The 11,347-nt window shown below is 59.4% G+C and carries 14 protein-coding genes; 5 read left to right on the plus strand and 9 right to left on the minus strand.

Annotated elements, in window-relative coordinates; genetic code table 11:
• The first annotated feature begins 19 nt into the window (after positions 1-19).
• The 5 genes from GV002_RS07185 (at position 20) to GV002_RS07205 (ending at position 4,660) form a co-directional block, all read left to right on the plus strand.
• The gene (locus tag GV002_RS07185; protein WP_160017694.1) at positions 20-1,495 is read left to right on the plus strand and encodes a flavin-containing monooxygenase; all 1,476 of its coding nucleotides are present in this window, start codon (positions 20-22) and stop codon (positions 1,493-1,495) included.
• Positions 1,479-2,408 (plus strand): alpha/beta hydrolase, encoded by a 930-nt coding sequence (locus tag GV002_RS07190; RefSeq protein ID WP_160017695.1) that lies wholly within the window; start codon positions 1,479-1,481, stop codon positions 2,406-2,408. The genes GV002_RS07185 and GV002_RS07190 overlap by 17 nt, the downstream gene beginning before the upstream one ends.
• Positions 2,408-3,169 (plus strand): SDR family oxidoreductase, encoded by a 762-nt coding sequence (locus tag GV002_RS07195; RefSeq protein WP_160017696.1) that lies wholly within the window; start codon positions 2,408-2,410, stop codon positions 3,167-3,169. The genes GV002_RS07190 and GV002_RS07195 overlap by 1 nt, the downstream gene beginning before the upstream one ends.
• Positions 3,170-3,485: 316 nt before the next feature.
• Positions 3,486-3,830, plus strand: coding sequence for a ribonuclease E inhibitor RraB (locus GV002_RS07200; protein WP_017679242.1), 345 nt, complete (start codon positions 3,486-3,488; stop codon positions 3,828-3,830).
• 122 nt (positions 3,831-3,952) lie between these two features.
• Entirely contained in the window at positions 3,953-4,660 is a 708-nt protein-coding gene (locus tag GV002_RS07205; protein ID WP_160017697.1) for a type 1 glutamine amidotransferase, read from the plus strand.
• A gap of 231 nt (positions 4,661-4,891) precedes the next feature.
• Here the strand turns inward: GV002_RS07205 and GV002_RS07210 are convergent, their stop codons facing one another.
• The 9 genes from GV002_RS07210 to GV002_RS07250 all read right to left on the minus strand — a co-directional run bounded on the left by GV002_RS07210 (position 4,892) and on the right by GV002_RS07250 (position 11,293).
• The gene (locus tag GV002_RS07210; protein ID WP_160017698.1) at positions 4,892-5,242 is read right to left on the minus strand and encodes a hypothetical protein; all 351 of its coding nucleotides are present in this window, start codon (positions 5,240-5,242) and stop codon (positions 4,892-4,894) included.
• A gap of 22 nt (positions 5,243-5,264) precedes the next feature.
• The gene (locus GV002_RS07215; protein ID WP_160017699.1) at positions 5,265-5,801 is read right to left on the minus strand and encodes a DinB family protein; all 537 of its coding nucleotides are present in this window, start codon (positions 5,799-5,801) and stop codon (positions 5,265-5,267) included.
• Positions 5,802-5,824: 23 nt separating this feature from the next.
• Positions 5,825-6,526, minus strand: coding sequence for an SDR family NAD(P)-dependent oxidoreductase (locus GV002_RS07220; RefSeq protein ID WP_160017700.1), 702 nt, complete (start codon positions 6,524-6,526; stop codon positions 5,825-5,827).
• A 254-nt stretch (positions 6,527-6,780) separates the two neighbouring features.
• Positions 6,781-7,143 (minus strand): VOC family protein, encoded by a 363-nt coding sequence (locus GV002_RS07225; RefSeq protein WP_160017701.1) that lies wholly within the window; start codon positions 7,141-7,143, stop codon positions 6,781-6,783.
• A gap of 32 nt (positions 7,144-7,175) precedes the next feature.
• Entirely contained in the window at positions 7,176-7,412 is a 237-nt protein-coding gene (locus GV002_RS07230) for a helix-hairpin-helix domain-containing protein (RefSeq protein ID WP_079783468.1), read from the minus strand.
• 80 nt (positions 7,413-7,492) lie between these two features.
• The gene (locus GV002_RS07235) at positions 7,493-7,915 is read right to left on the minus strand and encodes a VOC family protein (RefSeq protein WP_160017702.1); all 423 of its coding nucleotides are present in this window, start codon (positions 7,913-7,915) and stop codon (positions 7,493-7,495) included.
• Positions 7,916-7,955: 40 nt separating this feature from the next.
• Positions 7,956-8,642, minus strand: coding sequence for a hypothetical protein (locus GV002_RS07240; protein WP_160017703.1), 687 nt, complete (start codon positions 8,640-8,642; stop codon positions 7,956-7,958).
• An 81-nt stretch (positions 8,643-8,723) separates the two neighbouring features.
• A complete protein-coding gene (locus GV002_RS07245) occupies positions 8,724-9,434 on the minus strand; it encodes a hypothetical protein (protein ID WP_160017704.1) in 711 nt (236 codons plus the stop codon).
• A 293-nt stretch (positions 9,435-9,727) separates the two neighbouring features.
• Positions 9,728-11,293: a methyl-accepting chemotaxis protein gene (locus GV002_RS07250; protein ID WP_160017705.1), complete on the minus strand. Its 1,566-nt coding sequence runs from the start codon at positions 11,291-11,293 to the stop codon at positions 9,728-9,730.
• Positions 11,294-11,347 lie beyond the last annotated feature (54 nt).

An 11,347-nucleotide genomic window follows, 5' to 3' on the forward strand; every position in this document is an offset into this window, starting at 1 on the left:
TCATACACGGGTCATCACAATGCATAACAACCCCCGTACGAACGCGCCCTGGCGCGTACTGATCATCGGCAGCGGCTTTGCCGGTCTGGGCCTGGCCATGCAGTTGCGCAAAGCCGGTGAGGATGACTTCCTGTTGCTGGAAAAGGCCGGCGAGGTCGGCGGTACATGGCGCGACAACAGCTATCCGGGTGCCGCCTGCGATGTGCCTTCGCACCTGTACTCCTTTTCCTTCGAGGCCAAGCACGACTGGTCGCGCAAGTTCGCACCACAGGCGGAAATCCACGCCTATATCCTGCAGTGCGTGGAGAGACACCGGCTGCGCCCGCACATCCGTCTGAACAGCGAAGTGCTCGGCGCCGAGTTCGATGCCGCGCGCGGTATCTGGCGTGTCGAGCTGGCAGAGGGCGAAGTGATCGAGACGCAGGCGCTGGTCAGTGCCTGCGGCCAGCTCAATCGGCCGGCCTACCCGAAACTGCCCGGCCTGGAGCATTTCCGTGGCGAGGCTTTTCATTCGGCGCGCTGGCGCCATGATCTGGATCTGACCGGCAAGCGCGTGGCGGTGATTGGCACCGGCGCTTCGGCGATCCAGTTCGTGCCGCAGATCCAGCCGAAGGTCGCCAGCCTGAGCCTGTTCCAGCGCTCGGCGGCCTATGTGCTGGCCAAGCCGGATCGTGCCTATAGTCCCTGGGAGATTGCTCTCAAACAGCGTTTTCCCCTGCTGCAACGCGCCGACCGCCTCCTGCAATACCTGCATCACGAGGGCCGGGCGCTGGCCTTCATCCGCTTTCCCTGGCTGATGCGCCTGTTCCGCCACCGCTTCACCCGCCACCTGCGGCGGCGGATGCCCGATGCCGGCAAGCGTGAGCGGTTGCAGCCGAACTACCCCATGGGCTGCAAGCGCATTCTGATCAGCAACGATTACTTCCCGGCGCTGGCGCAGGCCAATGTCGAGATCGTCGACACGGCGATTCGCGAGGTGCGCGAGCAGTCGCTGGTGACGGCCGATGGCCGTGAGCATCCCTGCGATGTGCTGATCTACGGCACCGGTTTCACCGCCACCGATTTCCTCGCGCCGATGCATATACGCGGCCTCGATGGGCTGGAGCTGAACCAGGCCTGGAAGGAGGGCGCCGAGGCCTACAAAGGCATCAGCGTCAGCGGTTTTCCCAATCTGTTCCTGCTCTACGGGCCGAACACCAACCTCGGCCACAACTCCATTCTTTATATGCTCGAGAGCCAGTACGCCTACGTGCTGGGCTGCCTGCAGGCGCTGCGCGAACAGGGGCTGCGCTACCTCGATCTGCGCCCGACGGTGCAACGGCACTACAACGCCGAGTTGCAACGAGCGACTCATCGAACGATATGGGAACAGGGCTGCGACAGCTGGTACAAGACCGCTACCGGCAAGCACACCAACAACTGGCCGGGGTTCACCTTCACCTATCGCCTCATGACCCGTACTCCGGAGCTTGCCGACTATGACTGCGTCCGCTGATTTCAAAGCCCCCGCCGCCGAGCAGATGCTGCTGCGCGGCCTGTTGCGCGGTTTTCTGCGTCTGTTCTTCCGCAGCCTGGTACGGCCGCCGATGCCGGTGGCCGGGCAGCGTCGTGTGCTGCGCGCGCTAACCGCCATCACGCTGACGCCGCGCGGAGTAAGCCGCAGCGCCGATACCCTGGCCGGGCGCCCGTGCGAATGGCACCGGCCGCCTGTCAGCGGCGGTAGCGTGTTGCTTTACTTGCACGGTGGCGCCTTCATGATCGGTGGACCAGACACGCACCGAGGCATCTGCGCCAGCCTGGCCAAACGCGCTGCCCTGGAGGTCTGCGCTCTGGATTACCGTCTGGCGCCTGAGCATCCCTATCCAGCAGCGCGCGATGATGTGGTGGTGGCTTACCAGGCATTGTTGACGGCCGGCTATAGAGCCGAACAGATCGCCATTGGTGGCGACTCGGCTGGCGGCAACCTGAGCCTGGTCGGTTGCCTGCGCATCCTCGAACTCGGCCTACCGGTGCCTGCCGCACTGGTGTGCTTCTCGCCGGTCACCGATTTCACCGGCGAGCAGATGCACGAGCCGCCAGCAGGCGACCCGCTGCTCCACCCCAGTTGGATCGAGCAGGCCGCGCAGCTGTATTGCCCGGCCGACCTGCCGCGCGCCGATCCGGGCATGTCGCCGCTGTTCGCCGATCTTGGCTGCCTGCCGCCGACGCTGATCCAGGTGGGCGAAGACGAGTTGCTGCTGAACGACAGTCTGCGCCTGGCCGAGCGCGCCAAGGCGGCCGGGGTGAACGTGCGCCTGGAGCGTTATCCGGGGTTGTGGCACGTGTTCCAGGCGCATGTCGGCATGTTGCGTGCGGCGGATTACGCCATCGCCCGCGTGGCAGCCTTTCTCCGTGAGCGGGGTGTGTGATGAACAACATTCTCGTCAGCGGCGCCGCATCGGGCATTGGCGCCGCCACCGCGCGGCTGTTTCACGCGCGGGGCTGGCGCGTCGGGTTGCTCGATGTCGATGAAAAGGTGCTGGCAGCCTTGGCCGCCGAGCTGGGCGGCGCCTGGCATGCGCCGCTGGATGTGGTCGATGCCGCAGCGGTGAAGGCCGCGCTGGCCGACTTCTGCACGCAGAGCGGCGGTCAGTTGCGCCTGCTGTTCAACGGTGCAGGCATTCTGCGCACCGGTGCCTTCGCCGATATCGAGCTGGAGCAGCACACGCGTTTGGTACAGATCAATGTGCTTGGCGTGCTCAATCTTTGCCATGCGGCCTATCCCTATCTCAAGGTCACGCCAGAGGCGCAGGTGATCAACATGGGCTCGGCCTCGGCGCTCTATGGCGTGCCGCAACTGGCCAGCTACTCGGCCAGCAAGTTCGCCGTGCGCGGGCTGACCGAGGCGCTGGAGCTGGAGTGGCGCGAGCATGGTATCCGTGTCGGTGATCTGATGCCGCCATTCGTCAATACGCCGATGGTGCGCAGTCAGGCGCAGCGTCCGCCGGTGATGCGCCGCTTGGGCGTGCGTCTGGAGGCCGAGCAGATCGCCGAGGCGGCCTGGAAGCAGGCTCACGGTAACTGCGTGCATCGCCCGGTAGGGTTGCAGTTCGGGCTGCTGTTCAATCTTGGGCAGATCACACCAGGGTGGATCAACAGGCTGCTGATGGGCTGGCTCAGTCGTCCGTGAGCGCATACAAGAGGCGCGATGGCCAAGTGCCGCTGGTCGCCGGCTTTGTCACAAAGGCTTTCTGTATAGCGCGAATCTCTCTCGTAGCAGCTACTCTACGGGAGACGGTTTCAGTTCGGTGTTCTGCCGGGCAGTCGTCGATACGCTTGCAGTAGACACATCGAGCATCTGCTCGATTCTCGGGGCGGCGCCAATTGGGTGCTTCTGTAAACGCAGGGCGTTTTCAGAGGTTTCCGGCAGGAGCCGCGACACCGTCCGTAGGACGGTCGCATTGGGAAAGCGGTTAATCCATCCATAGCCTGAGAGGGGGTCGTTTATGAGCACAGCCTTCCACGAAGACTCCAGCACCTCGGTGCTGCGTCGGATGAAAGAAGGGGGATTCGACTTCGCCCAGTTTCACCCGATCGAGTTCTACGCCATCTTTCCCGACGAAGAGCGGGCCAGAACGGCGGCCAGAAACTTTCGCGGCGAGTCGCTCAACGCTCAGATATCCGCCCGTGAGGACGGCATCTGGCACCTGCAAATCAGCAAAGTGATGTATGCCACCCATGCCGGTATCGGCGAGTTCGAACATGACCTAGAGTCCATTGTCGTCCCGCTGGGCGGCAAGATGGATGGCTGGGGCGTTACCCAGGAGGTGAAAGCGTCAGCCATGCGTTAAAGGTGAATGCAGCGGTATTCCCCACCACAGACCATCGGCCGGTTGTCCGGCCGATGGCTTCAATTCCCAGCCCACCTCGACTTGCCAATCCTTCTCGCGCAGACTGCGCGGCGGAGGTAGCTATGGCCGATGTTCTGATCCTGACTCATATCGATTATTGCCCGCCAGCCCACCTGGCGCAGGTGCTGCAAGCGCGTGGCTGCAGTTTCGACGTGCTGCGCGTCGATCTGGGTGAGTTGCGCGGCTACGACCTGGAGCGGCCCAAGGCGGTCGCCGTGATGGGCGGGCCGATGAGCGTCAATGACCCGCTACCCTGGATTGCCGACGAAGTGGCTGCGCTGCAGCGCTTCATCGCACGTGACATTCCCATCATCGGTCACTGCCTGGGCGGCCAGCTGCTGGCCAAGGCACTGAGCGCCAGCATCCGCCGTATGGCCTACACCGAGGCGGGTTGGCAGCGTATGCAGCGCCGCCCGGAGGCAGCCAATAGCCCCTGGCTGGCGCATGTGCCCGCAGCGTTCAGTATTTTTCAGTGGCATGGCGACACCTTCTCGCTGCCTGACGGCGCCCAGCCTCTGTTGAGTAGCCGCTGGTGTGACAACCAGGCCTTCGCCTGGGGCGACAAAGTGCTGGCGCTGCAGGGCCACCCGGAGATGACCGAAGATCTGATCGCGCTCTGGCTAGACGACTGGGCGCACCTGCTCGATGCCAGCCAGCCGAGCCAGCAGAGCATCGACGAGATGCGCGAAGGCCTGAGCGAGAAGGTCAGGTTACTGAATCAGGTGGCCGAGGGTTTCTACGCGCACTGGCTGAAACTGGCTGGGCTTTGACGTCCCAAAAGAGCGGGTAACAATAACTCTGTGGCAGGAGATCTCTCATCGTCTGGAAATATGGCATCGTCGTGCGGTTAACCGATATATCGCCGTCACGCGAGAGCCTATTCCCTGCGCGGCGCTGCTCCTGCAAGGGTTATTGGACGCCATGCGGTAGGAGCCCCGCCCCGGGGCGAAGCCTTTGCAGCGCTAGGCTCTAAAACGCGTGAGCACCGGTTTTTCCGGCGCCTACGAGCCCCAATAATTGAAGTAGTAGATGTTGCCGGGCTTGATCTCGATATCGATTTCCCCACCGCACTTGATCGTGCGCGTCCCGGGCATTATCTCCCCGGCCTCGTGAAGCTGGTGAGGCCAGCGTTCATCGTCTACCGAGAGCGCTCCACAGCCACCACCGTTATCGTGTTCAATCACCAGGTAGGTTTTGCCGTCCGTGGATGGTTTGTAGCGGCCTCTGAGTTCATAAGTGGCATCCGTATCCGTGGAGGCAATGCTCACCAGCAAAAACGCCACTGCAATCACAAGAGCGGAGCATAGAACTGCGCCGAGGGTGATCAGCAAATACTTGAGTGCTCGCATCATTTGCTGGGGTACTTGTTCAATTTCATGGCTCGTCAGGGATCAGCATCAGCAGATCGGTCACCCCGACATCCGCACCCGCCTGGGTTAGTAGCGTCGTAGCCTGGCCGCGGTGATGCGTCTGGTGGTTGAACAGGTGCATCAGCAGGGCGAAGAAGTGCTTTTGCGCGGCCACACCCTTCATGTTGCGGTAGCTCAGCGGCTGATCCAGCTGCTCTTCGCCCATCTCGGCGGCCAGGGCTTCGATGCAACTGTCCAGCTGCTTGCGTAGCGCAGCCAGCTCGCGGATATCTGCACCCATCGGTTGATCCAGGCGCGTCGGCTTTTCCAGCCCTGCAAGCGTCTGCAATGCCCGGAAGTTGGCCGGGTGCGCGGTGTAGCGCCCCAGCCAGATACGGTCGGCCACCAGCAGATGGTTGAGTGTGCCGAGGATCGAGCCGAAGAACGCACCACGCCCGGCACTCAGCGCTTCGTCAGGCAGGGTGGAAGCTGCCGCGTAGAGCCGTTCGTTCATCCAGCTGTTGTAGCGCGCCATCAGGCGGATATGGTCGACTCTCTGCATGGCCATTACCTGTTCTTGTTCTTTCAGAAACGCTCATCGGCAATGGCCGGTAGCACCAGCTCACGCACGTAACTGGCATCGGACAGGCTCAGTAGCGTTCGCACCAGAGCGACGACATCGTGCAGTGGAATCAGCTGACCTTCGCCATTTTGCGCCGCCTGTTCAATCGGAGTTTGCAGGCCATCCTGCGTATTGAGGTAGCCCAGTTGCAGGCAGGTGACGGCCAGACGCTGATCGCGAAAACCTTCGCGCAGGGTCTCGGCTATGCCTTTGAGGGCGAACTTGCTGGCGCCGAAGGTGACTTCCGGGCGGCCACTCTGTGGCAGGGCCGAGGTGGAACCAGTGAGGATCAATTGCGGCTTGGCGCCGCCGAGCAGGCGCGGTAGCAGGCGTTTGAGCAGCAGCAAGGCCGCGCCGATATTGACGCTGACCATCTCGAGAATCTGCGCGTCGTCGTCCTGCAGAAAGCTGTAGTCATCCTCGAACGCGCGAGTTTCCCAGATCCCCAGGTTGTAGATGATCGCGTCCAGACGCTGAGGCGACTGTGCTTCGATGGCGTCCACGGCCCGCAGCGGATCACTCATATCCGCCTCGATCCACTGGATGTCCGTAGCGAGATCGGCAGGGCGGCTGCGTGAAATCCCGATCAACTCGTGGCCTTGCGCCAAACCCTCTACCAGCGCTCGGCCGAGACCTCGGCTGGCTCCGATCACCATGATGCGCATCCTGTACCTCCTTGGCTCTTGCAGGGATCTTCCATGACTCAGGCGAGAGTGATGCTCGCCCGAGAGAGGAAAGACTGGGACGTTAATGGCGGAGTCGGCGGTGGGTCAAACGGGATATGCCGCGCCAGCACTCATTGAGTGAGGGGTTACCCTCACCGTCACTCCCGTACAGGCGTGAGCCCGTAGAGCCGTTCTGGGTTCCCGCTTGTGCGGGAACGACGGTTGCAACAGGGGCTGCGGGTTCCGAGGGATGACTACTGACCGCTCGGCTCCGACCATACGGCAAACTCGTTGCCGCCCGGCTCGACGAAGTGAAAGCGTCTACCGCCGGGGAAGGAGAATATCGGTTTGACGATTTCCCCACCGGCGGCCTCGACCTTGGCCAGAGTGTCTTCCAGCTGTGCGCTGTAGAACACGATCAGCGCGCTGCCGTTGTCGCTGCGTGCAGACATCTCGGCGCTGAAGAAACCGCCATCCAGGCCTTCATCAGCGAAAGCCGCGTAATTGGGGCCGTAGTCCGTGAATCGCCAGCCGAAAGCGGCCTGGAAGAAGGCCTTGGTGGCCGGCAGCTCGCGGCTGGGGTATTCGACGTAATTGATCTTCTCGTGAGCAGGCATGCCGCTTTCCTTGGCAGTGAAAGAGAGGGAGGTTACTGACGTGATTTGGCCAGATCGATGGCCGCCTGAATAGCCGCGCGTGCTTGCGGGCTGTTTTTCCAGCAGGTCGAGCCCAGCTGACCGGCTACCGCCGTGACGATATCGCTGACGCTGGCTTCGGCCAATTCCTGCAAGGAGTTTATTCCGATCTGTTCGAGTCGCTGCACGACGGTCGGGCCTACGCCTTTAACGTTTAGAAGGGCTTGGTGTTCATCGGTTGGGAAGGGCATTGGGATTGTTACCAGCGGTTAAGCGACAGAACGGATTTTGGTCCGTCCCAGTGAGCGAAGCGAACGATTTGAACCACTTGTTAGACGCTGCTTACGGGGACATTAGCTGCGCCTTCAGGTGCGTGACAAGCTATGCAAATTTTGTTGCCATCAGGATCTCTGAAGTATGCGCCGTAATAATTTTCATGATACTCAGGGCGCAAGCCTGGTTTACCCTCGCAAATACCACCGTTGATTAGTGCTGTTTTATGGGCGGCATCAACTATTGCACGGTTATTGGCTTGAAAAGCCACCATGCTGCCGTTGCCACAATTATGCGGTTGTTCGTTGTATGGTTTCCCTATGAGGAAGAGGGGCTGAGTGCCGCCAGCGCTATGCCAGCCGGCCCAAGGCCTGCTTCGATCACAGAAACGAGTTTCTAGGCCCAAGCAAGACATTAAAGGGTTATAGAAAACTAAAGCACGCTCAAAGTCAGTGACACCAAAAAATACATGCGAATACATGAGGGCTCCCTTCGGTGGCTGTGCAGCGTCTAACGTTTGGTTAAGGGGCGGGCTTTAGCCCGTCCCGAGTGAGCGAAGCGAACGACTCTGAACCAATTGTTAGAGGAATATCTTCTTGCTTAATATGAATTGGCCCTGCGCTTTTGATCTTCTCAAGAGCATTACTCAGTAACTCATTTCTTTTTATTGCAAAAACATCTTGAATATAAATGCTGCTTAGGCACTGAGTTAATGAGCTCCAGATTAAAAATTTAGGTCTCTTTATTAGAAGATCAACGCCTTCGATAACTTCATTTTTGTATGAAACAATTTTTAGGCGTAGATTTAAGGCGGAATGAAGATTTTTTTGTTTGTCTGTGGTTAGGCTTGAGACGTAATTTTCCAGAGAAAATGTCGCATTGGATACGTTGTGTACAAGCATGTTTCTAAGCTCGGAAAGCTCGGATATAAATCGCCTCTCTGCCTTGCTTAGCAACTTGAGGGCTGAAATAAAGGCAATTTTTCCATACTTTTTATTGCTCATATCAAGGTGTGCAAATATGTCGCCAATTTCGTATTTCCCAAAGTAATGGCAAAGCATATCTGCACACGCTGACTCCAATAATGCGTGCGATTTGATAATGAGAGACCAGTCATCTTCATTGATAAGGTTGTCGATGAATTTTTCAGGTAGGCCGAAAGCCTCCTCAAGTGCAGCAAGATCATCGGTGCCTTGTTCCATGGCCACGCGTATTTCCTCTAACGTTTGGTTAAGGGGCCGGCTTTAGCCGGTCCCGCAGTGAGCGAAGCGAACGACTTGAACCATTTGTTAGGCATTTGAGGCACAAAGTATGGCTAGAGCCTCTTTAAGGTTGTGCTTTTGCCACTCTCCCTCAAAGCGCTCTCTGACATATGTTAAGTCGAAGTCAGCTGGTTGAGTAAGCACATTTGTTGCTGTGGTTGTAGTTGTTTTGTATTTAAGCGTTCCGCTCAGGTGCCTGTGGTCTCTTAAAAACATTGCCTGCTCTTCTGCGCTGCTGAAATTACCTTCGAGTTCTCCTTGCAGAGTGACCAGTAGAGATGAATTAGGTGCGAGAACAGCGGAGTTCTGTATTGTGCTGGAGTCTACTTTATTAAAGGCTTTCACTGGAGTTAGAAGTTTGATCTTGTATTTTTTATCTTCTTCTATGATGAAGATAAGGTCGCTTAAACTGGCCGGCGTGGATTGATTATTTATTATGCAGAGCTCTGCTTTTAAGCTTGCCTTGTTGAAGGAGTGCCCATTACCACTTGAAAATCGCCCGCTTGCCTCCAGTATCTGCACTGTGAGCGTCTCAGATTTCTTAACTTGCTCTGACGACCATATTTTAAACGTAGCAAAATAGAAGCAGGCTAATGCTGCGAGATATGTTGCATAGGCTGCGTATATGCCAAGCTTTCCAAGTGATGGCGTTATGAGCGCAATTATGAAGCAGCATATGCCAAATTTCGCCGCGCCAACTTCAAATATTTTTATTAGATACTCTTTATGTTGGTTCATATTCAGCCTTTGCCTAACTATAAATAGACACCAAATGGTGCATAACCTGCGGGCGATTTTGGTGGATAACCTTCCTGGCCATTTTCAAGATCCTTCTCTAGCTCGCGGGAGGTAGCGAGGCGATGGGGTGTTTGGGAGGTTATACACCATGTCGGATAACTGCTGGCAAGTGGCAGTTACGCGAAAGCTGGGATGGTTGGGAAGGGCGTAGGGAGATCGCGAGCAAGCTCGCTCCTACAAAAAGCGGGGCGGGGAGGAGAGAGGCGCAGCGGTGAGCCGCTGCGCCTTTCGTTTCAGCGGTTGAAGCGTTCGACCAGGGCGTATTGGCCTTGTGCGGTGTTGGTCAGGGCTTCGCTGAGTTTGGCGGTATCGTTGGCTTCGCCGGCGGTCTGATCGGCCAGTTGGGCGATGGTGGTGATGTTCTGGTTGATCTCGTCGGCGACGGCGCTTTGCTCTTCCGCCGCTGCGGCGATCTGGTTGGCCATGTCGGCGATATTGGCCACCGAGTCGCTGATGCCGGACAGCGCCTGATCGGCCTGCAGCACTCGTTCGACGCCTTCATCGGCCTGCTTGCGGCCGATTTCCATGGTCAGTACGGCTTCTTCGGCAGTGCGCTGCAGTTTGGCGATCAGTGCGTGGATCTGTTCGGTGGACTCAGCGGTGCGCTGGGCCAGCGAGCGCACCTCGTCGGCCACCACGGCGAAGCCACGGCCCATTTCGCCGGCGCGGGCGGCTTCGATGGCGGCGTTGAGGGCGAGCAGGTTGGTCTGGTCGGCGATGCCCTTGATCACGTCGACCACGCCGCCGATCTCGCTGCTGTCCTGGGCCAGGCGGGTAACCGTCTCGCCGGTGTCGCCCACCGATTGCGACAGGCGCTGGATGGCTTCGCGGGTTTCTGCGGCGATGGTGCGGCCTTCGCTGGTCAGGCGGTTGGCTTCCTGGGTGGCGATGGCGGTGCGGGCGACGTTGCTGGCCACTTCCAGAGTGGTGGCGGCCATTTCGTTGACGGCGGTGGCAACCTGCTCGGTCTCGCTGCGCTGGCGCTCGAGGCCGGCCGAGCTGTTGTGCGCGAGCTTGTCGGCTTCACGCGCTTGCAGGGTCAGTTGCTCGGCGGTGTCCTGCAGGCGGGTGAGGCAGGTTTTCAGGCGCGCTTCCTGGCTGAGCATGGCCATTTCCAGGCGCGCTTCGGCGCCACGGCTGTCGGTGTACATCTGCGCGATCAGCGGGTCGGAGGTGGTTTGCTCGGCGAGGCGCAGCAGGCGTTTGACGCCGCGCGTCTGCCAGGCGATGCCAGCCAGACCCAGCGGCACGGAGAGCACGGCAGCGAGGATGAAGCCCCAGTTGCTGCCCATCCAGTGGCCGATCATGAAGCCGATCTGGCTGACCAGGATGAAGGGCATCCACGCCTGGACGATGGGCAGCCAGTGATTGCTGGCCGGTACGGCCGATTTGCCGGCGTTGAGGCGGGCGTACAGCGTTTCGGCGCGGCGGACTTGCTCGGCTGTCGGTTTGATACGGACGGATTCGTAGCCGACAACCTGGTTGTTTTCGGTCACGGGCGTGACGTAGGCGTTGACCCAGTAATGGTCGCCGTTCTTGCTGCGGTTCTTGACGATGCCCATCCACGGGCGGCCCTTCTTCAGGGTCGTCCACATGTGCTCGAACACGGCGGACGGCACGTCAGGGTGACGCACGATGTTATGTGGCGCGCGCAGCAGTTCTTCGCGCGTGAAGCCGCTGACTTCGACGAAGGCATCGTTGCAGTAGCTGATTTGCCCCTTGAGATCGGTGGTGGATATCAGGCGTTGTTGTGCAGGAAAGGTGCGCTCACGCTGAGTGACCGGCTGGTTGTTACGCATGGCAGGTATCCGTCGTTGTAATGCCCTGTCATCGGCCGGCGAGCGGCGAAGTTG

The sequence above is a fragment of the Pseudomonas sp. 8O genome (assembly GCF_902506495.1).
In the GTDB taxonomy this organism is placed as follows: Bacteria; Pseudomonadota; Gammaproteobacteria; order Pseudomonadales; family Pseudomonadaceae; genus Aquipseudomonas; species Aquipseudomonas chaetocerotis.